The organism is Rhodoglobus galactosidasius (genome assembly GCF_054957775.1).
In genome coordinates this window covers 33,444-59,296 of the sequence record NZ_JBQIAV010000012.1, presented here as the reverse complement: position 1 = coordinate 59,296, position 25,853 = coordinate 33,444, and the positions used below count along the sequence as shown (strand labels likewise).

24 protein-coding genes and 1 pseudogene are annotated in these 25,853 nt (G+C 62.4%); 1 reads left to right on the top strand and 24 read right to left on the bottom strand.

Translation table 11 applies throughout. From position 1 onward, the window contains the following. Window positions 1-117: 117 nt before the first annotated feature. From ACTJJW_RS13725 to ACTJJW_RS13655, 15 genes are all read right to left on the bottom strand, one after another. Window positions 118-267 (bottom strand): hypothetical protein, encoded by a 150-nt coding sequence (locus ACTJJW_RS13725; protein ID WP_462645563.1) that lies wholly within the window; start codon window positions 265-267, stop codon window positions 118-120. Next, on the bottom strand, window positions 267-803 hold the full coding sequence (locus ACTJJW_RS13720; protein WP_462645562.1) for a helix-turn-helix domain-containing protein: 537 nt from the start codon (window positions 801-803) through the stop codon (window positions 267-269). Before ACTJJW_RS13720 ends, ACTJJW_RS13725 begins: the two co-directional genes overlap by 1 nt. Window positions 804-875: 72 nt before the next feature. Further along, window positions 876-1,325, bottom strand: coding sequence for a hypothetical protein (locus tag ACTJJW_RS13715; protein ID WP_462645560.1), 450 nt, complete (start codon window positions 1,323-1,325; stop codon window positions 876-878). A gap of 167 nt (window positions 1,326-1,492) precedes the next feature. Then, on the bottom strand, window positions 1,493-2,545 hold the full coding sequence (locus ACTJJW_RS13710) for a cytochrome b/b6 domain-containing protein (protein ID WP_462645558.1): 1,053 nt from the start codon (window positions 2,543-2,545) through the stop codon (window positions 1,493-1,495). A 323-nt stretch (window positions 2,546-2,868) separates the two neighbouring features. Continuing rightward, the gene (locus ACTJJW_RS13705; RefSeq protein ID WP_462645557.1) at window positions 2,869-3,855 is read right to left on the bottom strand and encodes an electron transfer flavoprotein subunit alpha/FixB family protein; all 987 of its coding nucleotides are present in this window, start codon (window positions 3,853-3,855) and stop codon (window positions 2,869-2,871) included. Between the two features lies 1 nt (window position 3,856). Beyond that, on the bottom strand, window positions 3,857-4,630 hold the full coding sequence (locus ACTJJW_RS13700; protein WP_462645555.1) for an electron transfer flavoprotein subunit beta/FixA family protein: 774 nt from the start codon (window positions 4,628-4,630) through the stop codon (window positions 3,857-3,859). A 137-nt stretch (window positions 4,631-4,767) separates the two neighbouring features. Further along, the gene (locus ACTJJW_RS13695; RefSeq protein WP_462645553.1) at window positions 4,768-5,199 is read right to left on the bottom strand and encodes a GlcG/HbpS family heme-binding protein; all 432 of its coding nucleotides are present in this window, start codon (window positions 5,197-5,199) and stop codon (window positions 4,768-4,770) included. Next, window positions 5,199-6,593 (bottom strand): FAD-binding oxidoreductase, encoded by a 1,395-nt coding sequence (locus ACTJJW_RS13690; protein WP_462645551.1) that lies wholly within the window; start codon window positions 6,591-6,593, stop codon window positions 5,199-5,201. Before ACTJJW_RS13690 ends, ACTJJW_RS13695 begins: the two co-directional genes overlap by 1 nt. Window positions 6,594-6,814: 221 nt before the next feature. Beyond that, window positions 6,815-8,611 carry an L-lactate permease gene (locus ACTJJW_RS13685; protein WP_462645549.1) on the bottom strand — a complete coding sequence of 599 codons (1,797 nt, stop codon included), beginning with the start codon at window positions 8,609-8,611 and terminating at the stop codon, window positions 6,815-6,817. 247 nt (window positions 8,612-8,858) lie between these two features. Further along, window positions 8,859-10,304: a Re/Si-specific NAD(P)(+) transhydrogenase subunit beta gene (gene pntB / locus ACTJJW_RS13680; RefSeq protein ID WP_462645547.1), complete on the bottom strand. Its 1,446-nt coding sequence runs from the start codon at window positions 10,302-10,304 to the stop codon at window positions 8,859-8,861. 5 nt (window positions 10,305-10,309) lie between these two features. Next, window positions 10,310-11,848 carry a Re/Si-specific NAD(P)(+) transhydrogenase subunit alpha gene (locus tag ACTJJW_RS13675; RefSeq protein ID WP_462645545.1) on the bottom strand — a complete coding sequence of 513 codons (1,539 nt, stop codon included), beginning with the start codon at window positions 11,846-11,848 and terminating at the stop codon, window positions 10,310-10,312. 111 nt (window positions 11,849-11,959) lie between these two features. Next, complete coding sequence (locus ACTJJW_RS13670; protein WP_462645543.1) at window positions 11,960-14,188, bottom strand: malate synthase G; 2,229 nt, start codon at window positions 14,186-14,188, stop codon at window positions 11,960-11,962. Between the two features lie 276 nt (window positions 14,189-14,464). Beyond that, entirely contained in the window at window positions 14,465-15,232 is a 768-nt protein-coding gene (locus ACTJJW_RS13665) for an IclR family transcriptional regulator (protein ID WP_462645541.1), read from the bottom strand. 348 nt (window positions 15,233-15,580) lie between these two features. Beyond that, window positions 15,581-16,444: a Fic family protein gene (locus ACTJJW_RS13660; RefSeq protein WP_462645539.1), complete on the bottom strand. Its 864-nt coding sequence runs from the start codon at window positions 16,442-16,444 to the stop codon at window positions 15,581-15,583. A 3-nt stretch (window positions 16,445-16,447) separates the two neighbouring features. Continuing rightward, window positions 16,448-17,215: a helix-turn-helix domain-containing protein gene (locus ACTJJW_RS13655; RefSeq protein ID WP_462645537.1), complete on the bottom strand. Its 768-nt coding sequence runs from the start codon at window positions 17,213-17,215 to the stop codon at window positions 16,448-16,450. 240 nt (window positions 17,216-17,455) lie between these two features. Here ACTJJW_RS13655 and ACTJJW_RS13650 point away from each other — a divergent pair. Further along, window positions 17,456-18,181: pseudogene (locus ACTJJW_RS13650) on the top strand (tyrosine-protein phosphatase). Window positions 18,182-18,245: 64 nt separating this feature from the next. Here ACTJJW_RS13650 and ACTJJW_RS13645 read toward each other — a convergent pair. The 9 genes from ACTJJW_RS13645 to ACTJJW_RS13605 all read right to left on the bottom strand — a co-directional run bounded on the left by ACTJJW_RS13645 (window position 18,246) and on the right by ACTJJW_RS13605 (window position 25,853). After that, entirely contained in the window at window positions 18,246-18,449 is a 204-nt protein-coding gene (locus tag ACTJJW_RS13645) for a hypothetical protein (RefSeq protein WP_462645535.1), read from the bottom strand. A gap of 139 nt (window positions 18,450-18,588) precedes the next feature. Continuing rightward, entirely contained in the window at window positions 18,589-19,962 is a 1,374-nt protein-coding gene (locus ACTJJW_RS13640) for an FAD-dependent oxidoreductase (RefSeq protein WP_462645533.1), read from the bottom strand. Between the two features lie 35 nt (window positions 19,963-19,997). Further along, window positions 19,998-21,350: an MmgE/PrpD family protein gene (locus ACTJJW_RS13635; protein ID WP_462645532.1), complete on the bottom strand. Its 1,353-nt coding sequence runs from the start codon at window positions 21,348-21,350 to the stop codon at window positions 19,998-20,000. After that, the gene (locus tag ACTJJW_RS13630; RefSeq protein ID WP_462645530.1) at window positions 21,347-22,039 is read right to left on the bottom strand and encodes an aspartate/glutamate racemase family protein; all 693 of its coding nucleotides are present in this window, start codon (window positions 22,037-22,039) and stop codon (window positions 21,347-21,349) included. Before ACTJJW_RS13630 ends, ACTJJW_RS13635 begins: the two co-directional genes overlap by 4 nt. After that, window positions 22,036-22,362 carry a muconolactone Delta-isomerase gene (locus ACTJJW_RS13625; protein WP_462645528.1) on the bottom strand — a complete coding sequence of 109 codons (327 nt, stop codon included), beginning with the start codon at window positions 22,360-22,362 and terminating at the stop codon, window positions 22,036-22,038. The genes ACTJJW_RS13630 and ACTJJW_RS13625 overlap by 4 nt, the downstream gene beginning before the upstream one ends. A gap of 14 nt (window positions 22,363-22,376) precedes the next feature. Then, entirely contained in the window at window positions 22,377-23,081 is a 705-nt protein-coding gene (locus ACTJJW_RS13620) for an ABC transporter ATP-binding protein (protein ID WP_462645526.1), read from the bottom strand. Continuing rightward, the gene (locus tag ACTJJW_RS13615; RefSeq protein ID WP_462645524.1) at window positions 23,078-23,797 is read right to left on the bottom strand and encodes an ABC transporter ATP-binding protein; all 720 of its coding nucleotides are present in this window, start codon (window positions 23,795-23,797) and stop codon (window positions 23,078-23,080) included. Before ACTJJW_RS13615 ends, ACTJJW_RS13620 begins: the two co-directional genes overlap by 4 nt. Continuing rightward, a complete protein-coding gene (locus ACTJJW_RS13610) occupies window positions 23,794-24,843 on the bottom strand; it encodes a branched-chain amino acid ABC transporter permease (RefSeq protein WP_462645522.1) in 1,050 nt (349 codons plus the stop codon). Before ACTJJW_RS13610 ends, ACTJJW_RS13615 begins: the two co-directional genes overlap by 4 nt. After that, complete coding sequence (locus ACTJJW_RS13605) at window positions 24,840-25,853, bottom strand: branched-chain amino acid ABC transporter permease (RefSeq protein WP_462645520.1); 1,014 nt, start codon at window positions 25,851-25,853, stop codon at window positions 24,840-24,842. The genes ACTJJW_RS13610 and ACTJJW_RS13605 overlap by 4 nt, the downstream gene beginning before the upstream one ends.

The following is a 25,853-nucleotide window of genomic DNA, read 5'->3' as shown; positions in this document are numbered from 1 at the left end:
GTGTTGTGCTTTGCACGCCGTTTTCTCGTCTCTAAGTTTCTTGCCTTTGACAGTTAGAAACCTAGACGGAAAGCGGCGTGCACTTGTTAACGGGCTCCGAAACGACCCACGGTTACGTCAGGAGAGCGCGATAAGGGTGGGGTTCTCCGTTACCTGAGTCGCCAACAACGGCAGTGCAACCAGACGGATGCCGTCGCCCACATTCGTCGCAGTGACGGCGCTCCAGAAAACCCAGAACGGACGGCCAAGCTTCTGCCCGCCGGACACTATACGCTTCTCGTCGAGCTGCCTACCGAATACGTGAACGCGCCAAGCGAGACAATGTCTCCCCCGTCGGTCTCGAGCTGCCGAATGGATGCCAGCGCACTCTCCAGCAAGACGACCGCAGCTTCCTTGCCCGCAGCATCCAATCGCACCTGCGACACAAACAGTCGCTGGGACTCGCTTGCTTCCATCTGCGAAGCCAGCGCGCGGAGCACGGCGGGCCGCGCACCCGGATCAGTACTATCGGGATCACCAGCGATAGACGGAGCCGTCAGCCCCCAAAGCTGCTGCCTCCCACCGCGCACACTGCGCTCACCGACCTGGCACACGATCCCAGCGCGCTCCAACACTCGCAAGTGGTAACTGATGCTGCCCTTACGCAGCCCCAACTCGGTCGCGAGCTCGGCCATGGTCCACTCGCGATCACGCAGCAGACGGAGCATGTCGAGCCGCACCGCGTTGGCAAGGGCGCGGAGGTCGGCCGTGGCCGGTGAATTTTCCTCCCGGGCGGTAGCCGCGCTCTCAACCGAGTTCGTCATCTTATCAGTATCAACGACTGTAGACACTAAAGTCAAAGAGAGAACGAGGAGGCCCGATTGTTTGCGACGTAGCTACGCAGACACAAAGGTTTCTCGATCTTTTCGCTGTGCCGGACGCGAAGAGAACGACGCTACATTCGACGCTTGTGGAGCGGTGGCCGCCGGCACTCGAAGCGCCTGCACTGCGGAGCTCGCCGCCCGACGCGCACTACCCCAACGCGGAAACACTCGCCGCCGGGCGCTGCGACTCGCGACGTACACCGTGTTGGATGAGACCCCACCGGTGAGTGCATTGTCGAAGTCCACCGTGTGCGCGACCGGGTTCTTGAAGACCTCGCCCAAGCGTTGCATGAATTCGTCGTCCGTCGGGTCCTCCGACCAGAGCGCAAAAACGCCACCCTCAGCGAGGTGAGCACGCACCCGCCCCAAACCGGCAACGGTATAGAGGTCGGCGTGGCTGGGGTCGAGTTGGTGTCGCGGCGAGTGGTCAACATCCAGCAGGATCGCGTCATACTGCTTCATGGGTTCGGCGGGCAGCGCATCGATGACCTCGAGTGTGGCGACGCGGGAATCCGCGAGAGCGGCAACGGATCGCGGGAAACAACAATTCGCGGCTGGCCCCTATCGGGCAATATCTGAAGGAGCCGTAATCGGCGACAAATGACATTGTGACGTTGATCAGCAGTCTCCTAGCGGCCAACGCGACCGAACAGGGATGCGATGGGGGTGATAACGAGTGGTCGTGCGGCGAAAATGCTGCCGGCAATGACGATGAGCGAGACGGCGAAGATCCAGAAGCCCGTCCAGTTGACGACGTCCTGTCCGGCGTACATGTGATTGAGGTTCCGCAGTGCACCGGTGGCGAGAACGAGGGTGACGTGGAAGATGATGAAGACCACGAAGTAGAGCATCACCGGGAAGTGGATCGCGCGGGCCATCTCGATCGGGTAGACCTTGTTCAGCCTCGGAGCGTTCTTTGGCCACAGTCCTGACATCCGGACACCCGTCGCGACCGCCAAGGGTGCGGCGAGGAATACTGTGGCGAAGTAGGTCAGCTGTTGCAGGCTGTTGTAGTTGACCCAGCCGTTCTCTGTGGGCCAGTCAAGCGACACGTATTGCAGCCCAGCCGAGAGTGCGTTGGGAAACACCTCCCAACTGGTCGGCACGATCCGCACCCACTGCCCGGTGATGAACAGCAGCAGCATGAAGATCGTGCCGTTCAGGAGCCACAGCAGGTCGAGGGACTGGTGGAACCAGATCGTCAGGCTGATCTTGCGCTGCGGGTTCCACTTGGGCATCCAGAAGGCTGTCGGTCGCTTCTCAGTGCGGATCTGGAAGCCCGAGCGGATGATGAGCACCATCAGGAACACGTTGAAGAAGTGCGCCCAGCTCAGCCACCACGGGACACCCACGGGGGCCCATTCGGGCAGATGATATTCTCCCGGATAGTCGGTGAGGAAACTCTGCAGGGGATCGCTGGTCAGCAGCCAACGCACGAACAGCACGGTAAACGCTCCGAGCACGAGGAGGCCGCCTCCTCCGATGACTCCGATGCCCGCCCAGTGTTGGAGGGTTCGGCCGCGGTAGCGGCGCCGTTTGCGGCGTGGTTCACAGGGTAAACCTCGGTACAAGCGACGACGCAGCCCTGGAGTCGAATCTGTCTCGGGCGCGACGATCGGCTCTGCCATCGTGATGGTGGGTGCCGGCTCTTCGACCACCGGTGCGGTCGCGGTGGCGGGCACGGCTCGCGGCGGTGGCCAGGGATCCCCTCCAGGGGTCCTGGATAGCCCACGCCGTTGAAGCACTGCGCCAGCGTCGACGTCAGCAGTCCGAGACAATTGAGGTGAACCGGCGGCAGGAGGAGCAGTGTTCGTCACGATGCTGTTCTCGACTGATGTGACTGTCGCTGCAGCGGTCGTGGGTGGCTCGGCCTCCTCCGCAGAAGAGGCGTGAGCGTCGGTTGTTGTGTGCGTTGGCGCGCTCTGGTCGGGCCAGGGATCACCTCCGACGACTCGTGGCAATCCGCGGCGTTGGGGTCGCGCTGTTTGGGGGAACGCCACGGTCCCTATTCCTTCTTCGTGGTCAGTGCCGAGACGAGCTGCGGCACAACGGTGAAGAGGTCACCGACCACACCAAAGTCGGCGATCTCGAAGATCAACGCTTCGGGGTCCTTGTTGATCGCGACGATCGTCTTCGCCGTCTGCATGCCTGCTCGGTGTTGAATCGCGCCAGAGATACCGAGCGCGATGTAGAGCTGCGGGGCGACGGACACGCCTGTCTGGCCGACCTGATACGAATGCGGCACGTAGCCTGAATCGACGGCAACTCGGGAGGCTCCTACGGCTGCCCCAAGGACATCGGCGAGTTGTTCGACGAGGGCGAAGTCCTCGGCAGAGCCCACACCGCGGCCACCCGCAACCACTCGATTTGCGCCACGGAGTGCTGGGCGGGACGATCTCGCCTGCTCCGGGGTGAAGGACACGATCGTCGCCGCTTTCCGGCCGGTTCCGACATACTCGAGTGATTCGATTGTCGGGTTCGCTGCTGCGGCGCGGTCCTCGACTCCGCCTTCCCGGATGGTGACGACCGGGGTTCCGAACGTGACCGCTGAGTCCACATCGTAGGCTCCGCCGTACACAGAGTGGTGGATGATGATCCCCTCGTCGTCGCGGTCGACACCGACGGCATCCACAGCGAGCGCGTTCTGGGTGCGGACAGCAAAGCGGCCGGCGACATCGCGACCCTCGATCGAGTGGGAGATCAGGACCGCGGACGGGTTTACACGTTCGTACGCTGCGACGAGTCCGTCGACAAGCTGGGAGGTCAACACCGAGTCCACGTCAGGCGTTTCGGCGAGCAAGACTCGCTGGGCGCCCCGCGCACCGGCGGCCGTTGCGGCATCCTGACCGTGCCCGTGGCCAGCGATGATGACCGCGACCGGGGTCCCGATGCGCCCGGCGGCGCCCAGCAGTTCGGCCGCGCTGGTGGCGAGTTCACCGGTGGGTGACACGCCGAGGAGGACGAGAATAGGGTCAACAGCAAGCTCAGTCATGTCACACCAACCGGTTCTGGACGAGGTAGTCCGCGAGCTGCTGGCCCGCGTTGCCTTCGTCGACGATCTTGATGCCCGCGCTTCGGGCGGGCCTCGCCGAGACGGCGATTACGATCGATCGGGGAACATCGGCATCCGCGTCGATCCCGAGGTCCGCGAGGTCGATGGTGACGATGATTTTCTTCTTCGCCGCCATGATGCCTTTGAAGCTCGGGAAGCGAGCATCGGGAAGCCGCTCGGTGATCGAGACAATGGCGGGCAACGAGGCGGTGAGGGTGATCGTGCCGCCGCTGGTCTCGCGTTCGCCGCCGATATCAGTGTCGGAGATCTCAAGGCTGTTCAGAGTCGTAGCGTGGGCGATACCGAGGTGCTCTGCGATCATGGCCGGAATCACGCCCGCGTTGCCGTCGGTGGATGCATCTCCTGCGATGATGAGATCGAAGCCGATGCGTTCGACCGCTTTCGCGAGGGCCTCGGCTGTGAGCGTCAAATCTGCGCCAAGCAACGCGTCATCAAGGACGTGGAACCCGCTGGTGGCGCCCATGGCGAGGGCCTTTCGGAGGGTGGCCGGAACCGTCTGTGGCCCCATCGTCAGGACGATTACCTCGGTGTCGGGGTGGGACTCGGCGTAGGAGACGGCGACTTCGACCGCACGTTCGCCGATCTCGTCGAGAACCCGGTCATTGGCGTCGCGATCAGCTAGCCCGGTCTCGAGGTTCAGCCGACGTTCCGCATAGGTGTCGGGCACTTCTTTCACCAGAACTATGATCTTCATCGTGAAACCTCCCATCTTCTGTGACCGTCAATTGTCGTGCGGGCGAGCGCGTATCCTCGTGCGGCGGCGCCACGGCTGCCATCAGCGGCGTTCTGGTGACGCGCTGCTCGCGGTAGTGCTGAGGGTACCGCCGGCAACTACGCGCCTACCGGAACGGGGTCGGCGCAGAGTGCCTCCAGGACGGCGGCGGCTATTTTGGCGTCCTGTTGCGGTGCGCCTCCTGCGACGCCGAGCCCGCCGGTGTGCACCCCGTCGAAGCCGAGAGGCACTCCCCCTGCGACGCTCGTGAGCAGGCCGCCGGTGCCGTGCTCGAGCGCGACAGCAAGTTCGGCGGGCAGGAGCGCACTGGGTCGGCGCGTGGAGGCGCCGGTGTTCGCCTTGCGCCGGCTGGTCTCCACGCTGTGTGGGGTCGTGCCGTCAGCGCGCCCATATGCGACGAGGGCGAGGCTCGGATCGACGACGGTTACGGAGACGCGTACGCCGACCTTGGCGCCTTCGTCGATAGCGAGAGCGACTGCGCGGGCTGCGGTCTCGTAGGTGATCGTCGGGATCTGGAGGTGATGTGTCATTAGTGTCCTTCGTGGTGTTCGAATACGGCGCCGGGGTTAAGGATGCCTTGGGGGTCGAGCGCGTTCTTGATTCGGTGGTTGAGTTCGAGGACATCCTCGCCGAGGTATGCGGCCAGCCAGGGTTGCTTTAGCCGGCCGACGCCGTGTTCGCCGGTGATGGTGCCGCCCAGCTGGATCGCGAGATCCATCACTTCGCCGTAGGCGATGTGTGCGCGCTGCTGCTGCGCTTCGTCCGTCGGGTCCAGCAGGAGCATCGGGTGCGTGTTACCGTCGCCGGCGTGGGCAATGACGGCGATGGTGACGTCACGGTTCTTGCTGATCTGTTCGATCCCGCTGACGAGGTCCCCGAGGCGCGGTAGCGGCACGCCGACGTCCTCCAGGAGCAGTGCGCCGCGCTTCTCGACGGCCGGGATCGCCATGCGCCTGGCCACGATGAACGCTTCGCCCTCTTCGGGGTCGTCTGTGGAGTAGCACTCGGTTGCGCCGTTCTGGTTGCAGATGTCCTCGATGCGACCAATCTCCACGGCAGCGTGTCCGGCGGGCTCGTCGGACTGGGCGATGAGCATCGCAGCCGCGTCCCGGTCCAGTCCCATCCGGGTGGCGTCCTCGACTGCGTTGATCGTGACGCGGTCCATGAACTCGAGCATCGAGGGACGCATCGAGCGGGTGATCGCGAGAACGGCGTCGGTCGCGCTGTCCAGGGTTGGGAACGTAGCGACGAGAGTGGTCGGTTGTCGCTGCTCAGGGATGAGCCGCAGCAGAACCTCGGTGATCACCCCGAGCGTGCCCTCGCTCCCCACGAACAACTTCGTCAGAGAGAGTCCGGCGACATCCTTCAGTCGTGCCCCGCCGAGCCGGACAGCCCGGCCGTCGCCGAGGACGACGGTCATCCCGAGCACGTAGTCGGTGGTGACCCCGTACTTTACGCAGCACAGGCCTCCGGCGTTTGTAGCGACGTTTCCGCCGATGGAGCAGATCTCGTATGAGGACGGGTCCGGCGGATACCACAGCCCGTGCGCTGCTGCCGCGGCTTTCACCTCGGCGTTGAACGCCCCCGGACCGGCCACGGCCGTGCGTGTAACCGGGTCGATCTCGATGTTTTTCATCCGATCCAGAGAGAGGACGATTCCGCCCTCGACAGCGGTGCTCCCCCCGGAGAGACCCGAGCCGGCGCCGCGCGGGACGACAGGCGTTCCCGTTGCAGCGGCGTACCGCACTACCGTCTGCACTTCTTCGGTCGAAGTGACACGGATGACAGCGAGCGGAACACCCGCGTTGGGATCATTGGCTCGATCCCACCGATAGGCGTCCATGCTGGCCGGATCGGTAATCACACTTCCAGGTGGCAGCGAGCTCACGAGGTCGTCGAGCGTTTGCGCGTCATTGCGAATCATCTATGGCGGTCCTTCCTTGACCTGGAATGAAAGCACGCTACCACCAATCCGGCCATAAAATGAAAGTCTCCTTCCAGATTGTGGAAGAACTGAACTGCTCGAGGAAGTCTCCCGGCCCCAACCTGACGACACGAAAAAGCGGGTGACAGCGGAGCATCCGCTGTCACCCGCTTTATGTTTCAGTGCCGTTCTGCGTTGAGACTAGCCGTTCTGCGTTGAGGCTAGGTGCGCTGCGACCTTGGGGTGAGCACCGCTGCCTTCTGGTGCAGCATCCAGCGCACAATGAGGGCCAGGGCAGTCATGAGCAGTATGAGCATGAGCGTGCCGAGGTTGAGACCGAAGCCGTAGATGAAGATTAGCGACACGGTCCCGGCAGCCACACAGTAATAGAGCGTGACGAGAATCGTTTTGCGCAGCAGATCTCCTTCGCGCCCCAGCAGACCAACCGTCGCAGAGGCTGCGACGATGTTGTGGATGGCGATCGGATTGCCGCCGGCACCACCCACCGCCTGCGCGGCAACGACCTGCTCCGGGTTCACTCCAATGGCATTGCCCGTGGAGAACTGGAACTGCGAGAACGTGAGGTTCGACACCGTGTTGGATCCGGCTACGAAGGCCCCGAGTGCGCCGATGAACGGCGCAATGAATGGCCACGAACTTCCAGAGATGGCCGCCGCGCCCTCAGCCAGCGTCACCGGCATGCTTGAGAGACCGGAAGCGTTGAGGTCGGGTCCGGATTGGATCAGCACGCGTACCAGAGGTACCGCGAAGAGCAGCGCCACGGCGGTTCCCGCAAGTTGTCTGCCGGAGACCTTCCACGTCTCGCGAATCTGCTTTCCATTCATTCGATGGAGCGCGTAGGCGAAAAGCGCCGCGAGGATCAGCAGGAACGCTGGCGAGTAGAAGGGCTGCACTGCCGTGGAAATGCCGGTACCAAGAATGTTATTGAACGGGATCGCGATACCGGTGAGGATCTCTTTCACCGGAGCGATGACGCGGCTGCCTACGAGCAGCACGGCCATGAGCACGTAGGGAGCCCAGGCGCTGACGATGGTCATTCGCTTCCCGGTTCCGTCGGGAACGGTGTTCGCTGGTTCCATCGTCCCCATCCACCGCGGACTCCAACTGGCGCGTGGGCCGAAGTCGAAGATCTTTTTCGGCATGAGGAACCCACGGCTTGAGGTGAACATCACGAGGATCAACCCGAAAAGGCCACCAAACAGCGAGGGGAACTCCGGGCCGAGAAACCAAGCTACGAGCACGGACGGCACGGTCATCGCGAGTGAGGCGTAGATCGCAAACGGCCAGATCGCCAACCCATCCCGGAATTTGCGCTCCGGGCCGAAGAATCCCGTCAGCATGACGACCAAAATCAGCGGAATGAGTATTCCCACAATCGCATGTAGCACCGCCACCTGGAACCCGATCGACGCCACGAACTCGGGCATCGTCATGCCGAGCACGGCGATGCGTTCCGCAACGGCGGGGTCACCACCGAGGCCACCGCCAACTCCCACGATGATCGGCGTTCCCACCGCTCCGAAGCTCACCGCTGTGCTCTGGATGATGAGGCCCACCATGACTGCGGCCATTGCGGGAAACCCCATGGCGAGCAGCAGCGGTGCAACGACGGCGGCTGGCGTGCCGAAGCCAGAGGCACCCTCAATGAAGCTGCCGAAGAGCCAGCCGATGATGACTGCCTGAATCCGACGGTCAGGTGAGATGTTGTTGAAGCCGGCACGAATGGTCGCCATCGCCCCTCCGATCGTGAGTGTCGAGAGCAGCAGAAGCGCCGCGAACACGATGTAGAGCAGGGTCGCGGCAGTGATGACGCCCTCAAGGGACGCAGCGACAACTCCCCGAACGTCCATTTTCCACACGGTGATGGCCACGATCACGGCGGTGACGTAGCCCAGCGGCATGGCATATTTGGCCGGCCAGCGTAATCCGGCGAGCAGTATGCCCACCACCAGAATTGGTGCCAGCGCCAGAAGGCTGAGCACAGCAAGATTGTCCACGATTAGGTCCTCTCTGACCAATTTTCGTATGGTGAAACTTTATTTCTGCGTTGTGGATGTCATCCTAGGCGCGGCCCGCGTTCAGAGTCAATGGATGTGGCACCTTTAGGATAATTTGGCACCGCAGCTCCCACCGTCGCCCAGCGCATCACGATGTTCGACGCGGAATACGACTACGTCTGTCCGAAATCTCCGCGGCAGCCCACTGCAGCGTGCCGTGATCCCGATGCACGACACCTGCGCCAACTTAAGACTGGCGGGCTTGCGCCGGATGCGCCGTGCTGATGTCGCTGAGCGCACGGACAATATCTTCCACGCGCTCCTTGGCATCGCCGAACAGCATCCGGGTGTTGTCACGATAGAACAGCGGGTTTTGTACGCCGGCGTAACCGGATGCCATCGACCGCTTAAAGACGATGACCTCCTGCGCTTGCCACACCTTCAGTACCGGCATTCCGGCGATCGGGCTGCCCGGGTCTTCAGCGGCTGACGGGTTAACTGTGTCGTTTGCCCCGATCACCAGGACAACACTGGTCTCGGGGAGGTCGCCGTTGATCTCGTCCATCTCCAGCACGATGTCGTACGGAACCTTCGCCTCGGCAAGGAGTACGTTCATGTGGCCGGGCAGTCGACCGGCGACCGGGTGGATGCCGAATCGAACGTTGACTCCGCGTGCGCGGAGGATCCGGGCGAGCTCGGCGACCGGGTACTGCGCTTGGGCGACCGCCATGCCGAAGCCGGGGGTAATCACGACGGATTTCGCGTCGGCGAGAAGAGTTGCCGCCTCGATGGCGCTGGTCTCCTGGTATTCGCCCGTCTCCTCGACGCCCTTGGTTGGTGCAGCGATTCCGAAACCACCGGCGATCACCGAGATGAAGGAACGGTTCATGGCCTTGCACATGATGTAACTGAGGTAGGCACCGGATGACCCGACGAGCGCGCCGGTGATAATGAGCAGGTCGTTGTCGAGCAGGAACCCGCTCGCCACTGCCGCCCAACCTGAGTAGCTGTTCAGCATCGACACGACGACAGGCATGTCGCCGCCGCCGATCGAGGCGACTAGGTGAAGCCCCAGAAGCAGCGCGAGCGCGCTCACGACGATGAGCAGCCAGAGTTCCGGAGTGATCACGAACCAGACGGTCAGTGCCACGAAGGCGACGAGAGCCCCGAGATTGAGCGCGTTCCGGCCGGGAATCACGAGGGGTGCGGACGAGATGCGCGCCGACAGTTTCAGGAACGCGATGATCGACCCGGTGAAGGTGACCGCACCGATGAACACGCCGATGAACACCTCAGCGTGGTGGATTCCCACGAGGTTCGGTTCGATTCCTTCGGACTGCAGGAAGCCATTCCAGCCAATCAGCACCGCGGCGAGCCCCACAAAGGAGTGCAGCAGGGCGATGAATTGCGGCATCCCCGTCATTTCAATGCGGGCGGCACGCCACAGCCCGATGCTGCCGCCAACCATGATGGCGCCGACGAGAAGAATGATGCCGAGCATATCGGAGCCTACGATCACTAGGGCCACCGTCGCCAGCATGGCGAGGACCATCCCGGAGATGCCGTAGACGATCCCGCCGCGGGCGGTCTCATGTTTAGAGAGCCCGGCAAGGCTCAGGATGAACAGCAGCGCGGCGACGATGTACGTGGCGCTCGCGATGGCGACCGTGACGGTGGTAAGAGTGTCAGGCATGTGGTTTAGTCCTTCGAAAACATGCGGAGCATGCGTCGTGTGACAGCAAAGCCGCCGAATATGTTGATGCTGGCCAGTAGGATGGCGATCACTGCGAGCACCCGGGTGACGGGGTCGCCGACGACCATCTGGAGCATGGCGCCGACAACGACGATGCCACTGATCGCATTGGTCACTGACATCAGCGGCGTGTGGAGCGCGTGATGCACCTTGCCGATCACGTAGAAACCGATCACGATCGCGAGCACCAGCACGGTGATGTGCTGCGGGAGCGGCGCTGGCGCCACCGCGACGACGACGAGCAGGGCGGCAATCCCTGCCACCGTGAGCGCGACTCGTGCCGGCCTCGACAGGCCACTGCTCTTTTTCACGGCACGCTCAGCCGGGCCGGCGGCCTGCGCAGTACTCGGAGCCGCCGAGACTGCCACGGGCGGCGGCGGCCACAGCTTCTCGCCGTTGCGGACGACGGTGATCGCACGCTGCACGACATCGTCGGTGTCCAGTACGAGGGTGCCGTCTTTGCCGGGGGTGAGCAGCTTCATCAGGTTGACGAGATTCTGTCCGTACAGCTGCGACGCTTGCGCCGGCAGTCGCCGGGCGAGGTCGGTGTAGCCGATGATCGTCACCCCGTTTGCTGTAATGGTTTTCTCGCCCGGAACAGTGCCTTCGACGTTACCGCCGTTGGCCGCGGCAAGATCCACGATCACGCTGCCCGATTTCATGGATGCCACGTCCGCTGCCGTGATCAGCTTCGGTGCTGCGCGGCCCGGGATATTGGCGGTCGTGATAATGATGTCGACGTCGCGGGCCTGCTCGGAGTAAAGCTCTGCGGCACGGCGGTTGTATGCGTCACTCGTCGCCTTCGCGTACCCGTCGGATGATTGCATCGTCTCGGCCACTTCGACCGGAAGGTAGGTGCCGCCGATCGACATGACCTGCTCGGCAACCTCGGGGCGGGGATCCGTCGCCCGCACTATCGCACCCAGGCTCGATGCGGCGCCGATGGCAGCAAGTCCAGCCACGCCGGCTCCCGCCACGAGTACCTTTGCCGGGGGAACTTTGCCCGCGGCGGTCACCTGACCGGTGAAGAAGCGGCCGAAGGAGTTTGCCGCCTCGATTACCGCGCGATACCCGGCGATGTTGGCGGTCGACGAGAGCACGTCCATTGATTGGGCCCGTGAGATGCGCGGAACCGCGTCTACGGCGAGAGCCGTGATGGGAAGCTCGACGAGCCGGTCAACGAGATCCGGATTCAGTGCGGGGCTCAACCAGGAGATGAGCACCGCCTGCGGTGACAGCAAGGCGAGCTCGGTATACGATGGCGCACCGACGGTGAGGACCACGTCAGCACCCCACGCAGTGGCCTTCTCGACAAGGCGTGCACCCGCCGTCTCGTAGTCCCCATCGGGGAACGACGACCCGGCACCCGCGCTGCGCTCAACGAGGACCTCGTACCCGAGTTTGAGAAGTTGCGCAACAGTGGATGGGGTCGCTGCCACCCTGGTCTCCCCCGGCGCAGTCTCAATAATGATGCCAATCGGCATGGTCTTTCCTTCGGATCTGGGTCGTGGTGCAACGCGGTACTGGACATACCTAGGTGAATTCTAGGGGTCGTTGCTACGTCATGTGATTTACGTGGCTACTAGGAGCGTGGGTCAGTCACGATCCCTGCCCGCCACCTCATATGCGGCCTGCTGGGCCTTCTTGGCCCGTCGGATCCGGTGAAGGATGGGCTCGGTGTAGCCACTGGGCGAGGAAGCACCGTCGATGATGAGTTGTCTGGCCGCCTGGAAGGCGAGGCTCGGCCCGGCCGGGCCGAGCAGCGTTTCGTAGATGGGGTCGTCTGCATTTTGCGCATCGACGACGGCCGCGAACCGCACGAGGCTCGCGTCTACTTCTGATTCGGTAATGATGTCGTGGGCAAGCCAATTCGCGAGGAGTTGGCTGGAGATGCGCAGGGTTGCCCGGTCTTCCATGAGCCCAACACTATGAATGTCCGGGACCTTTGAGCATCCGACTCCCTGGTCAACCCATCGGACGACGTATCCGAGGATCGACTGAACGTTGTTGTCGAGCTCGGTCAGGCGTTCGTCGCCGAGTCGCTGTTCGGCGAGCGGGATGACGAGGATCGGGTCGAGCGCCTGGCGAGCCCGCGTGCCGACTTCTCGCTGACGTTCGGCTACGTCGACCTCGTGATAGTGGATTGCGTGAAGCGTGGCGGCCGTCGGAGACGGCACCCAGGCTGTGGTCGCGCCGGACCGGGGATGCACAATCTTCTGCTCGAGCATGTCGTGCATGAGATCGGGCATAGCCCACATGCCCTTGCCGATCTGAGCCCGCCCGGGGAATCCTGCTGATAGTCCCGCGTCCACGTTCGCATTCTCGTACGCAGCCATGAAGGGCTGCGAGCGCATCGCACCCTTGGTGACCACGGCGCCTGCGTACATCGAAGTGTGGATCTCGTCGCCGGTGCGATCGAGGAATCCGGTGTTGATGAAGACGATGCGATCGGATGCTGCGGCGATGCAGGCGCGCAGGTTCACCGTGGTTCGCCGCTCTTCGTCCATGATGCCCACCTTCAGCGTGCGCGATGGCAGGCCGAGGAGCTGCTCGACCCGCCCGAACAGTTCGACGGTGAACGCCACTTCATCGGGACCGTGCATTTTCGGTTTGACGATGTACACCGAGCCGGCACGCGAGTTGCCACCGCGTGCTTTTCCGGCAAGATCGGGGATCGAACCGAGTGCGGTCAGCACCGCATCGAGGATGCCTTCGAAAACCTCGTCGCCGGATGCATCGCGCACCGTGTCAGTGGTCATCAGATGGCCGACGTTGCGCACCAGTAGAAGGGCCCGCCCGGGCAACGTCACGGCACCACCGTCTGGAGCAGTGTAGACGCGGTCGCCGTTCATGGTTCGCAGGAATGTGCCGCTGCCCTTTCTGACGGTTTCGCTGAGCGTGCCACGCATGAGCTCTCGCCAGTTTCGGTATCCGAGAACCTTGTCGTCGGCGTCAACCGCGGCGACCGAGTCTTCGAGGTCCATGATTGTTGTCACTGCGGACTCGAGCACGATGTCTTGGATCCCTGCAGGGTCGGTGCTGCCGATCAGCCCATCCCTGTCGATGATCACGTCGAGATGCAGGCCGTGGTGACGGAACAGGACCGACGCCGGCGCTGAGGGTCCCCCGGTGTAGCCGGTCAATGCTGATAGCTCCGCTAGACCAGTGAACGAGCCGTCTGCCAACGTTACGACCAGGGTACCGTCGCTGATGCGGTACTCCACGGCGTCGCTGTGTGAGCCCGCGCGGAGCGGGACGGCTTGGTCGAGCAGTGCGCGCCCACGGGCGATTACTTGCTCGCCGCGAGCGGGGTTATAGGAACTCCCACGGGCGGTGTCGCCGTCTTCGGCGATCGCGTCGGTCCCGTAGAGCGCGTCGTAGAGCGAACCCCACCGCGCGTTGGCGGCGTTGACTGCGAACCGCGCGTTGAGAAGGGGTACGACAAGTTGCGGACCTGCCTGTGAGGCGATTTCCGCATCGACGTTGGAGGTGGTGATGGTGAAATCGGACGGTTCGTCGACAAGGTACCCAATTTCGGTCAGGAACGCCCGATACTGGGCTGGGTCCGGCTGACCAGGGTGGGCCCGGTGGAAGGCATCGAGCCGCGCCTGCAACTCATCCCTCCGATGCAGGAGTTCACGGTTTCTCGGTGTGAGGTCACGGATCAGCGCGCTGAGCCCCTGCCAGAAGGTGTCCGCTCGGATGCCAGTGTCCTCGAGGGCCTCGTTCTCAACGAACGAGGCAAACGGGGCCGCGATGTCGAGATCCGCTCGACGAACCCGCCCGCTTGAATCAGTCGTCTGTGTTGACAGGGGTGTGCTCACTGGTGAACTCCTTGGCGTCGTGCGGTCGCACCCCAGGCGGCGGTGCCGTCCGGGGTGAGCGCGTGTGTGTGAGGGAACTGTGGGGTTGCTCGCCGCGTCAGTCGCAGCCAAAGCACCGGTCGATTCATGTAGGCGATCCTCCTTGGCTGGTTGCGTCAATAGTCATTCTCTCAGTAAATGCGAGAATTTGGAAGCATACTTCCACATGACGGAACACTCGGGGCAGCCGCGCTCCGAGTTCTCTCGGTCGCGCCCTACTGGATGCCGGAAGCGCTGTCAGTGTCTCCGGTAGGAATTTTCTACGTCAGCAGCGATCAACTCAGCTGTGTGGGTGAGGATCGGGATGGCCCGCTCGGCAAAATTCTCATCGACGCGGGCAAGCGGGCCGGAGACAGAAATCGCAGTCAGGCTCGGCATGTCGGGTATCGCTACGGCGAAGCATCGCACGCCGAGTTCCTGCTCGTTATCGTCGATGGAGTAGCCGCACGCTCGAATTCGGGAAAGGTCCTCAAGGAGGCTATCGATGTCGGCGATGCTGTGCTTTGTCGGCGTCGGCATACCAGCACGTGCAACAATGCCTCGCACCTGCTCATCGTCCAGCTGAGCCAGCATTGCTTTACCGACTCCAGAAGCGTGTGTGTGAACTCGGCGGCCCACTTCGGTGAACATGCGCATGGAGTGCGCGGAGGGGACCTGGGCAACGTAGGTGGCCATGTCGCCGTCGAGGATTGCCATGTTTGCCGTCTCGCCGAGTTGCTCGACCACACTCGCGAGGTGCGGTCGAGCCCATGCGCCAAGTTGCCGACTAGCGACCTCACCTATACGGATGAGCCGCGGTCCGAGACCGTAACGCCGGTTCGGGAGCTGACGCGCGTAGCCCAGAGATATCAGGGTGCGCAGGAGCCGGTGGATGGTGGGCAGCGGCAGTTCGGCAGCCTCGGCCAGCTCTGAAAGGGACACCTCATCACGTGCACTCGTGATCAGTTCCAACAGCTCGAACACTCGCTCGACCGACTGCACACCGCCGCTTGCTTTCTCTGCCATGTCTGCACTCCGATTCATAGCTTGCGATATATCCTATTCGCATCGCGGAAGATTGAGGAAAACCCTCCCGGATTATCCGCGAGGGTTTTCCTCCACTCGGGGAGATGCAGTCATGCACAGCGCCAATGACCGGTCCAGGAACTGACACGCTGGTACGCGAACAAACTCTCGGGTGCCCGAAATGGCCTTACGTGCCGATGTCAGCCATGGATCTCGCCCTGAGTCGCCTTCCAGCCTCGGTCTATCAGCCAGCCTCACCGCCGCGATCGGTCTAGCCGTCCCGGCCTTGCAGACATATGTGGCAAGTTTCGCAAAGGGCCTAGACCCGACTTTCCACTGTGAGCCGCGTCATTCGCCAGGCCGGCTATCGATAATAAAGCGCATCAGATTGGTGGCGTCGTGTTCGGCAAAGAGTTCGCCGAGGTAGGTGTTGAATTCGAGACGGCGGTTAGCGGACACGCTGATGGCGTCGTAGCCGGCGGCCATGAGGGTGCCGGCCATCATAATTCTGGAGGTTCGCTTGTTGCCGTCGAAGTAGAACTGGCGGTGGGTGGCGGCCGCGAAGTAGGCAAAGGCGCGCTCGCGCGGGTCCTCGACGATGTCGAGGTAATCGATGAGATCGCGAAACTCTTCAATGAGGGCTTCCCCACCCTCTCCGGGGTCGGATGCCATGTAGGTACCGCGCTCGCCGATACTGACGTGTCCGGCGCCGCCTGCTTGGCCTTCGCCACGGAAGTGTCCCGATTCGATGGCTTCGTGGACGGCGACGAGGCCGTGGATTTCGTCGCTGGTCGGCTTGTCGAGGGAGAACGAGCCGGTTGCTACGAGCATATCGACACGGTTGTAGCCCTCGTTCAGTGCAAGAATTTGGTTCTGGTCTTCGAGCTTGTGCCCGGTGACGGTGATGCCTTCCAAGAGAGTTTGCACTTCCGGCAACGTGTAGGGGTTGCCTTCCAAGGCGGCGGCGTCCCAGATGAATTCCGGCAGCTGGGCGCGAAACCGCGAGCGGACCCGTTGCGGCGTGGACTCCCGGATGAGGCCGAAGTCGAGCGCGGCCGGGTCCCAGGTGATGCCTGTGAGCGCCAGCTGGTCGGCGGTGTTTCCTCTCGCGCTGAGAGCGGCCGGCGGTGTGCTCGGGATGAGCCCCGCGCTGGGCTTGATGCGCTTCTGGTACTGATCGGAGCCCCTGGCCCAGCCTCGGTTGTCAGTCATCGTTCACCACTTCTCGGCAATAGCAAATGCAGTTTCGGCTGTTGTCCCACCGACGCCGATACCGTCGATGATCGCCTGGATCGGCGAGACGAGATGGAGCGGCCCTTCCTGCCAGCTGTCGACGGCGACGGACTCGGTCATCGGGAGGATGACGAGATTCGCGGTGGACGGACGGGTCGGTCGAAGGTGCACGAGGTGCCGGGCGACCGCGGCCGGGTCGGCGGAATAGAGGATACCTACTCCCCCGGTTGGCATCGGCTTGTCGGTGAGGGCAGTGAGGGCACTCATGCCAGACAGGAGCCACTTTGCTCGGCTGGCCATGCCTGCGTCGGCGAGTTTCAGGTCGCTCCACTCACCACGGAACAGAAGTGCGGCGTATCGGTTCAGCGGCGCGGCCGCGCGGCCGGCTTCGGTGACGATTTCGAGCGGGCTGTTCGACTGGCGAAGCGGGTCAGCCGTAAGTCGGAGGAGGCGCTCCAACCAAGCGGCTGCGGCGGGGCTGACGGTGTCCGGCTTGACGGTTTCGTCGAGGAGCGCTCGGGCACCGGCGGCGGCTTCCGGGTCGGACAGCGGCACGAGATCAAGGGCGATATCGAGGCCTGCGGCGATCGCGAGCTCGCGCAGGGTGCCGAGGGTGACATCGGACTCTCCCGTGTCTATGCGACGCTGGGTCGCGCGGGAGACACCCGACCGAGCGCGGAGCGATGTCGGCGAGATTCCGCTGCGCTCGCGTAGTTCAGTGATGAGCCCGCGCGCGTCTACTCTGGCCATGGTCAGCCCCTCCCTCTTGCCTATCGGTCCGGCGCCGTACCGGATGTGGCACGCGTGCAACACAAGGTACCTAATGCGGTACATAACGAGAATTGTACCGGATATGGTACGAAATATGAAAACGTACCTCATTCGGTACACCTACTGTGTGGGCGCGGCACCATTGGTGGCCAGAACACGAAACCCAGTTGATTCAGTATCGAGCTGCGCTTCCGTTTAGAACCCGGGCATGCTGATGCGATGGATAATCTCATCTGGGATGGCTACATCAATGCCCGAGACCTGGGCGGGTTGCCGACCGCGCTGTCTCGCACGGGCGTGACGGTGACTGGCCGGATCGCACGCGGACCTCGCCGAGAACGCCTATCCGTGGCCGGCTGGGACGCGGCGCGCGCGTGGGGGCTCGCATCAGTTGTGGATATCCGCTGCGCCTACGAGATAGTTGCCGGAGAGGGCGACCCTGGAGTCTCAGTAGAAGCACTCGCCGGCATCACGATCGTCAACGCACCAACCGAGGATCAAGACGACGCCGAGTTCATGCAAGTCTGCACCCCCATCCTCGACTCCCCCAAATATTAGGCACACAACTGGCGACTCCAACCCCAACTAGTGCGGGGCACTCTCGAAGCAATCGCATCCTCACAACCAGGCATGCTCGTGCACTGCAGCGCAGGTCGAGACCGCACCGGGATGATCAGCGCCCTCCTCCTCGGCAACGCCGGAGTCGAGCCCGATGCTGTAACAGCCGACTACGCCACATCTGTTCATGCGATGGCGGCAGTCGCCCAACTTGCACCCGGAGTGGAACCTCAAGCCGTACGGTCACCCGAAGAAGTTGAACAGTGGATGCTCGACAAACTTCCCATCGTTCGCGATGCAGCAACACAGGCTAACGAGATCTTCGACCTGCTCGGAGTATCGGCTGCTACTCGTGCGACCTTGCGGGCGCTGCTTGTCGAACACTAGCCGCAAGCACCCGAAGTTCGAACCTCGCGGGCTGCAACATATGACACGCAGTCGCTGGGCAACATTACAGATCCGCACTGACTTTCTGCGCCGTTGCGAGAAGGCCTGCGAGCCCCGCTCCCACAGGAAGTGCGGTGCGGGCGAGCACCAGGTAGGTACTGCTGACGCGGCCGAGCATGTGCGGTTCGACGGTGGCCTGTCGGATGGTGATCGTCATCACGTTCCACAGCGTGACGGCCGCACCATTGTCGTGGCCACTTGGGGTCAATCCGCGGAAATTAGGGAAATGGCGCCCGCAAAAGAGCGGCAAAAGACCGGGATCGGGCTTGAGGCCGGGTTGACGTCGACTGTGGAGTGGTATCGGCCGCAGCGCGGGGCGCTGCGGGAGTAGTTGCTGGGCCTGGTGGCTAGCGCTGCTGTCTGGCCGCATGCTCGGCGGCCAGAAGCGCGAGTCCAAGCGCTGGCAGGAGCCCGTTACCCGCGAGGTAGCCCCCCGGCCCGTGCCCCGAGATGCCAATGGCTGCACCGCCCGAGGCGTACAGGCCCGAAATGGCTTCGCCGGCTTCGGTCAGCACCTGGGCGTCTCCGTTCACGCGCAGTCCGCCCTGCGTATGGAATAGTGCCGGACGAACGGCGATAGCACCCACGCGCCCCGAGAGAGGTGCCTCCCAGAACGTGCGCCCCAAGTCGTCATCGGCCTCACCGCGTGCGAAGCTTTGAGTTTGGTCCAGCGTCTTCTGGAGGCCAACCGCATCGATGCCTGTCGCCGCAGCTAGAGCCTCGACAGAATCCGCCCAGCGCAGTCCGCCCGACGACACGGTGTCGCGAAAGTCCTGAAAGGCTTCGCAGGCGTCATGAATGCGTTGATCCACGATGATCCACGCCTGCCCATTAGCGTGTAGCAGTGACTCGCGCGCATATTCGGAGTAGCCGACGGTCTCGTCGCCAAACCGCTCACCGGCCTTGTCCACTAGAAAACCACCGTGCATGACCGTCGCCCAGCCGGCAAGGGTCGCCGAAGGCATGGCCAGTGCGGCATGGCCCTGGTAGGCATCGAGAAAGCCTGTCGCCGCGCCCAGTTTGACGCCGATGCGCAAGGCGTCACCCTGCGACTCTTCACTGCCGTAGTAAATTGCCTCCGTAATTTCAGGCATGTGCTCGCGTACGAGCGCGGCGTTGCCCCCGAAACCATTGGTGGCCAGCACGACGGCTTTGGTCGGGATTTCTTCGAGACCGTCGACCGTCTGAACCACAACCGCGCTCACGACACCGTCGGTCAGAATCACGTCGACCAGGCGGGCAGGCATGTACAAATCGATCAGCGGTGAGGCTTCGACTTGGGTGTGCATGGAGTCCAGTAGCGCCGTTCCGATGCGCCCCGGCACGGTGTGACAACGCAGCCGGGAGTGTCCTGGGTAGTGAAAATCGGTGACGAGTGACATGGGCAGCTTCAGGTCGTCGGCCATCCACTCGACCAGCCGTGCGCTGACGACTGCAAGCGCCTGCGCCAACTCGGGGTCCGCCTCATCGTTCGTTTTGGCCATAATGTCGGCCAGAAACCGTTCTGGCGAGTCGTCGATGCCGGCCTCGGCCTGCCACCGACTTCCAGCACCCGGAATCATCGCGGTCGACATCGCCGTGTTGTTTCCTCGTCGAAAACGGGCGTTGGCCTCGACCACAAGCACAGAGAGGCCGAGCTGGGCGGCCCGCAGGGCGGCAACCAGTCCGCCTCCAGCTCCGGCTACGACCAAGTCTGGCCCGTCAAATTCTTGTTCTGTCATGTCGATCTCCTTGCCGTTGAACGCGGTGCGCGGTCTTAGATAGCGCTTAGCCTGGCCAGGGTCAAGAGCGCGTTGGGGCTCTCTGCCAGGTGACCAATTGTGTTCTGAATAATGTGGCTGTCATCAGGCCCGAGGAGGGAAAAGAGCTTCGCTTCGACCTCCGCAGGCCCCATCGGAAAGTAATCCACGTCGCCAATTGGATTGGGATGCGCTTGGGTGAAAACGGAGCCGTCGTGGAGGACTATCTCGACATCGGCCCAGCGCTCCAGAGGCAGACGTTGATCAAGTTCGGGCGAGACTTCTACGATTACCTTGTCGCTGAACTTCTGCGCCTGCTCAAAGGCAGGTGTTCCCGGCTCCAACATGGCAGGGTCAAGGGCGTCGTTCACGATGGCAGCGCTGACCACGAAAGGGAGCGAGAACATGGCGGACAGGCGGTTGTGTGGATTCCGTGTGAACAGTGGCGTGGCCAATGAGTGCGTGCGCACTTTCACGCTCACGATGTCGGTCGTGCAGAAATCTTGCTGTGCTTTGATGCCCTGCACCGCGTCGACGGCTGCGTGGGTGTACGAGCACGAGGGGTATCGCTTCATATAGCCCTCGGTGATCAGCCACTCGATTCCTAGCCCGTGTGCAAGCGTTGCAGTGTCCAAGGAACCTACGATCCCGCCGAGGGTGTCGAGAGCGGTTGCATTGTTGGTGGCCAGACCTGCCAGGGCCAGTCTTGCGGCATTCAGTCCAGCCATATTCGCGCCAGCCGCCCATAGGTTTCGCACAAAATTACCGCCCAGCACGGTCGCCCACGGAGTCACGTGCATGAGAGCTGTCGAGGCATCAATGGCGGCAGCGATCTGGTCGCGGGAGGCCCCCATAATCAGTGCGGAGGCGCACGCGGCACCGGTCACGCCCCAGTGACCATGTGTGTGCCACGTGGCTTCGCGTTCCAAGGCGCGCCCGAATCTGGCCGCAACTTCATAACCGGCGGCAACGGCCGTGAGAAATTCCGCACCCGTAACGGGTCGTTCCAGAAGCTGTACAGCGGCCATAGCGCTGAAAACTACGTGCGCTGCGGGATGGCCCTTTGCGTGTTTGTTTCCCTCGTCAAGTTCAAGAGAACACGCGGCGATGGCATTCAGATAGGCGGCGGTCTCGGGGCTTGTCGTGCGGTGGGCGCCGACGATTGGTGACACCCCGGGGCTCGGACCCCAGACGTCAACAAGCGCTCGCATTTCTGGTGTGCGAGCGCCAGCGGCCGCAACGCCAGTTAAATCGATCAGCATGAGATTCAGCCGTTCGCGCACCAAGATGGGCAGATTAGCCCAGCGCAGGTCGGCAGCGAATTGGGCCATTTCGTCGACGGCGGCAATTTGTGCAGAGGCCCCGTTCAATCGTCCTCCGTGGCGATAGCACCCATGGCACCTACGGCCTCGCTGAGCGCGATGAGCCGGAGCGCCGTTCTTGTCGGATCCACCAATACCGGCTGGCCGCTGGGTGCGAAAGCTTCAACGGCGGAGCATCCGTTGATTACAACGTCCGCGCCCATCGTCTGAAGGTGGGAACCTACGGCCGTGGCCCAAATCTCATCATTTGCGATATCGCCAACAGTGAGACCGAGAACGAATGTTGTTCCCTGCGGCCGGCCGAGGCCGTAGGACTGGAATTTGCGGTCCAGTTCGCGGGCGATCGCCTCATTCCGCGCCACGGCGCCGACGGTTGTTCCCAGGCTCACCAGAAAGTGCCCGGTGAGCTTCAACAGGCCTAAGACCGGCCGTGAAAGACCGGTGTTGGGCAGATCTACGACAGGGTCCAGAATGCAGTCAGGCAGGAAGGCATCCACACTCGCGAGGTCGGTTTCGCGGGCGTCGCCCGTGTCAACGGCACGAAGTCGGTGCAGTAGCGCTTGCTCGGAAGCAGTGATGTCATCTGCAGTGTTGAGCGCGCGAGGAATCTCAGAACCGGTACCGAGGTTGAGAAGCCGAATCGATAGGCCGGCTGGCGCCAGCCGGTCGTAACGGTGCTGCCGCCTCGCCAATTCAGCGTCGTCAACGCAGATCGGGGTTATCGCCAACAGCCTCATTGGGAGGTCTCCTTGGCGGGTCCGCCATCGGGAGTAATCCCCAGAGATATTGGATCGTTGGGATGCTCAGCCAGCGCATGTGCCTCAATGTTCATCCAGGGGTACAGCGGCAGAGACGTTAACGCTTCGTGAAGTTCGGTGGCATCCGCGACCTCATAGAGGCTCCAGTTCGCCCAGCGGCCCGGTATGCGCCAGATTCGTCGGAGTTTTCCTTCGCGGGCCAAGAGCTGACCGCGCGCCAACTCGCGGGTGAAGATTTCACTTCGACGGGCTTCGTCTGTTTCTGGGGGCCAGTTGATTTCAATCTTGACGAGAAATTCCATGATTGTCCTTTCGGCTACATGCCGAGGTATGCCTTGCGCACTTCGGGGCTGTCGGCCAGTTCCAACCCGGTTCCCTCGATCGCGATGGTTCCGCTCTCCATGACGTAGGCGCGATCCGCAATTGCCAGGGCTTGCGACGCGTTCTGCTCCACGATGAGCACGGTCACGCCGGCTTCACCGATTCGGGTAATCGCGCTGAATACCTGTGCCACCAGATTGGGCGCGAGGCCAATGGAAGGTTCATCCAGCGTGAGGCACTTGGGTCTGGCCATGAGAGCCCGCCCGATAGCCAGCATTTGTTGCTGGCCACCAGACATGGTGTTGGCCAGCTGGCTTCTGCGGTCCTTCAGAATGGGAAACAGCTCGAAGACCTGGTCGAGGGACGCGCTGATGGATGATTTGGGCTGCGTATACGCGCCGACGGTGAGGTTCTCGATGACGGGAAGCCCGCCGAACAGTGCACGGTCCTGGGCAACATGCACCAGGCCTGCCCTCACGATCTGGTCGGGCCGGGACTTACCTATGGGCTTGCCCTCGAACAGAATCTGACCGCGGGTGGCATTGATCAGTCCGGCTAGGGCGCGCAGCGCGGTGGTCTTGCCTGCTCCGTTGGCACCGATCAAGCAGACGATCTCTCCTTCGTTGACGTGAAGGTTCAGGTCGTGCAGGATTTCGAGCCTGCGATAACCGGCACAGACGTTCTGCATCTCAAGAATCATAGGTAGTCCTCTCCGAGGTAGGCATCGACCACCCGTGTGTCTTGGATCACTGTCTCGGGTGCCCCGAGCGCGAGCTCCTGGCCTTCGTGCATGACCAGGAGACGCTCCGACAAGGCCATGACGGCAGCCATAATGTGTTCGACAAACATCACCGTGACACCGTCACGGTGAATCTCGCGCAGCAGCTCGATGATGGGCGCGCGTTCCGTTGGCACGAGCCCGGCCAGAACCTCGTCCAGGAGGAGCATCTGCGGCTCCAAGGCGAGTGCCCGGGCCAATTCCAGCCGTTTCAGCCCGGCCGTGGGCAGGGTTCCGGACATGGAATTCAGGTATGGCGAGAGGCCGACCCGCTCGATGACGCCGGTGGCGTGATGACGCGCGCTGGCCACGGAACGGCGTTTGTTGTGCGAGGCTACCGCGACATTCTCCAGAACCGTCATGCTCTCAAAGGGGCGCATGAGTTGGAACGTGCGCACCAACCCGACGGAGGCAACCCGGTCTGCGGACCAGCCGGTAATATCCTGACCTTGGAACGTGACTTTCCCGCTGGTTGGGGGGATCTGCCCAGCCAAGACGGAGAAGAGCGTGGTTTTCCCTGCACCATTTGGGCCAACTATTCCCAGGAACTCATGTTCAGGGATCTCCAGGTTGATGTTCTTGAGGGCTTGAAGTCCACCGAAGGACTTTGACAACCCCTCGATTGTGAGCAGGCTCATTTGCGCCATCTCTCTCTGATGGTTCCGAATATGCCCTTGGGCAGGAAGACCACGATTGCAATGAGTAACACCGCGTAGACCGCAACGTCGAGTCCGCTCCGGCCCTGCAAGAACTCCAGGATGGGGGGCGGGTTGCGCAGCATTCCAGCGATTACCTCGGACAACGGCCCCATCACTGCTGCACCCACCAATGGTCCCCAAATCGTGCCCATTCCGCCGATCACAGCGGGGATGAGCGCGTTGATGGAGACGTGCACTCCGAAGGCCTGTTCCGGGCCCACGTAGAGGTAGTACTGGGTGTAGTATGCACCGGCGATCGCGGTAATGGCACAACTCAAAGCGACTGTGATCAAGCGATACTTCATGACCTTGATTCCCAATGACTCGGCCGCGGTCGCATCGTCGCGTATCGCCTGGGTAAATTGGCCGGCGCGGGAGTGCACGTAACCAATAGTGATGGCCACCACGATCGCGAGGAGAACCAGGGGAATCCAGTAGTAATTCTTGCTGTTCTGGTCGAACTGCATCATTGACCAGGATTCCTGCGGGAGTAAGGGGATGTTGATGCCTTCGGTTTTGTGGAGGAATTCCGAGCTCTGGCTGAGGAGCAGGAACATCTGGGCGAAGGCGAAAGTGGCGAGTGCGAAATAGGATCCGGACAGCTTGTAGCGAAGGCAGAGGTATGCGATGAGCACTCCGACGCTGGCGGATAAGACTGCACCCACGACCATCGCTATCCAGGGCGAAACGCCAAACTCGGACAGCAGGTAGGCCACGGTGTAGGCCCCGACCCCGAAGAAGGCCGCGTGCCCGAAACTGAACATGCCCCCATAACCGCTCATGAGATTCCAGCCGACCGCCATGATAGCGAAGATCAGCGTACTCACGGCGACCGGCTGAGCCGACTCCGGGAGAACAAAGGGCACGAAGAAGAAGACGACCAGCCCGATGGCGAGATACAGGTATTGGCGGCCAGCCCCGCTGCCTTGCCGACGTCGCATTGTGCGGGCAGGGCGTATCAGCTGTGAGCTTTCGGTCTGCGTCATTTTCTTGCTCCGAATAGTCCCTGGGGGCGCAGGAAGAGGATGAGGACGAATACGACAAAGACGAGCAGCAGGGATCCGCTGCCCGGTAGATACAGCGATCCGACCATCTGCAGGAGCCCGATGAACAGGCCGCCGATGACAGCGCCGCGAATGCTGCCCAACCCGCCAAGTACAACGATGACGAATGCCAGGGTTGTGTACTGGTCGCCGACCGACGGGATCAGACTCGTGAATGGGGTGATCAGCCCGCCGGCCACAGCAACGGCGGCCGCTCCCAGACCAAAGGTCAGTGAGTAGATTCTGCTCACGTTGATGCCCACGAGCGAGGCGCCCGTACGATTCTCGGACACTGCCCGAATTGCCAAGCCCAGCGGCGATTTCTTCAGAATCAATGCCAAGGTGACCGCCACGATGACGGCACCGCCGAACGCGATCATGCGGGAGTAATCGGCAATAGCGCCCAGCACCTGGATCGAACCCTCGATGGGCGCGGTGACCGACAACGGTCGGCCACCGAAAATCATAAGCAGGCCGTTAATAATGAGAAGCGACAGCCCGAGGGTCACCATAAGCGGACGCTCATGCCCGCCGTCGTCGGCCAGCCGGTTCATGAGCGTGGATTGGACGAGCCATCCGAAGCCGAACATGATTGGAACCGTGAGGACCACGGCCAGATAGACGTTTAGGCCCAGGGACGAGACCATGAAGTACACAATGAACATGGACATCGTCAGCATCGCGCCCTGGGCGAAATTTACGATTCCCAGGACCCCAAATATCAGAGTCAAGCCGAGGGAAGCGAGCGCGTAGACCCCGCCGAGAAGTAGCCCAGTGACAATTGATTGGGTGACCAGTGAAGGATCCCGGTTGCCGACGAGGTAGATCGCAGCCAAGGCAACTACCACGAGGGCAGTGGCACCTACTGAGACTTTCCGCCCCGTCGAAGCAAAGAACCCGCTTCGACGGGGCGCAACCTGATCGGTGTCGACAACTTCTACTGTTGTGGTCAT

Bases quoted from the DNA above. Each gene is read 5' to 3' on its own strand.
- ACTJJW_RS13720 (WP_462645562.1), bottom strand. From the start codon at position 803: ATGACGAACTCGGTTGAGAGCGCGGCTACCGCCCGGGAGGAAAATTCA.
- ACTJJW_RS13715 (WP_462645560.1), bottom strand. From the start codon at position 1,325: ATGAAGCAGTATGACGCGATCCTGCTGGATGTTGACCACTCGCCGCGA.
- ACTJJW_RS13705 (WP_462645557.1), bottom strand. From the start codon at position 3,855: ATGACTGAGCTTGCTGTTGACCCTATTCTCGTCCTCCTCGGCGTGTCA.
- ACTJJW_RS13700 (WP_462645555.1), bottom strand. From the start codon at position 4,630: ATGAAGATCATAGTTCTGGTGAAAGAAGTGCCCGACACCTATGCGGAA.
- ACTJJW_RS13695 (WP_462645553.1), bottom strand. From the start codon at position 5,199: ATGACACATCACCTCCAGATCCCGACGATCACCTACGAGACCGCAGCC.
- ACTJJW_RS13690 (WP_462645551.1), bottom strand. From the start codon at position 6,593: ATGATTCGCAATGACGCGCAAACGCTCGACGACCTCGTGAGCTCGCTG.
- pntB (WP_462645547.1), bottom strand. From the start codon at position 10,304: ATGCCTGACACTCTTACCACCGTCACGGTCGCCATCGCGAGCGCCACG.
- ACTJJW_RS13675 (WP_462645545.1), bottom strand. From the start codon at position 11,848: ATGCCGATTGGCATCATTATTGAGACTGCGCCGGGGGAGACCAGGGTG.
- ACTJJW_RS13665 (WP_462645541.1), bottom strand. From the start codon at position 15,232: ATGGCAGAGAAAGCAAGCGGCGGTGTGCAGTCGGTCGAGCGAGTGTTC.
- ACTJJW_RS13660 (WP_462645539.1), bottom strand. From the start codon at position 16,444: ATGACTGACAACCGAGGCTGGGCCAGGGGCTCCGATCAGTACCAGAAG.
- ACTJJW_RS13655 (WP_462645537.1), bottom strand. From the start codon at position 17,215: ATGGCCAGAGTAGACGCGCGCGGGCTCATCACTGAACTACGCGAGCGC.
- ACTJJW_RS13640 (WP_462645533.1), bottom strand. From the start codon at position 19,962: ATGACAGAACAAGAATTTGACGGGCCAGACTTGGTCGTAGCCGGAGCT.
- ACTJJW_RS13630 (WP_462645530.1), bottom strand. From the start codon at position 22,039: ATGAGGCTGTTGGCGATAACCCCGATCTGCGTTGACGACGCTGAATTG.
- ACTJJW_RS13625 (WP_462645528.1), bottom strand. From the start codon at position 22,362: ATGGAATTTCTCGTCAAGATTGAAATCAACTGGCCCCCAGAAACAGAC.
- ACTJJW_RS13620 (WP_462645526.1), bottom strand. From the start codon at position 23,081: ATGATTCTTGAGATGCAGAACGTCTGTGCCGGTTATCGCAGGCTCGAA.
- ACTJJW_RS13615 (WP_462645524.1), bottom strand. From the start codon at position 23,797: ATGAGCCTGCTCACAATCGAGGGGTTGTCAAAGTCCTTCGGTGGACTT.
- ACTJJW_RS13610 (WP_462645522.1), bottom strand. From the start codon at position 24,843: ATGACGCAGACCGAAAGCTCACAGCTGATACGCCCTGCCCGCACAATG.
- ACTJJW_RS13605 (WP_462645520.1), bottom strand. From the start codon at position 25,853: ATGACCACAACAGTAGAAGTTGTCGACACCGATCAGGTTGCGCCCCGT.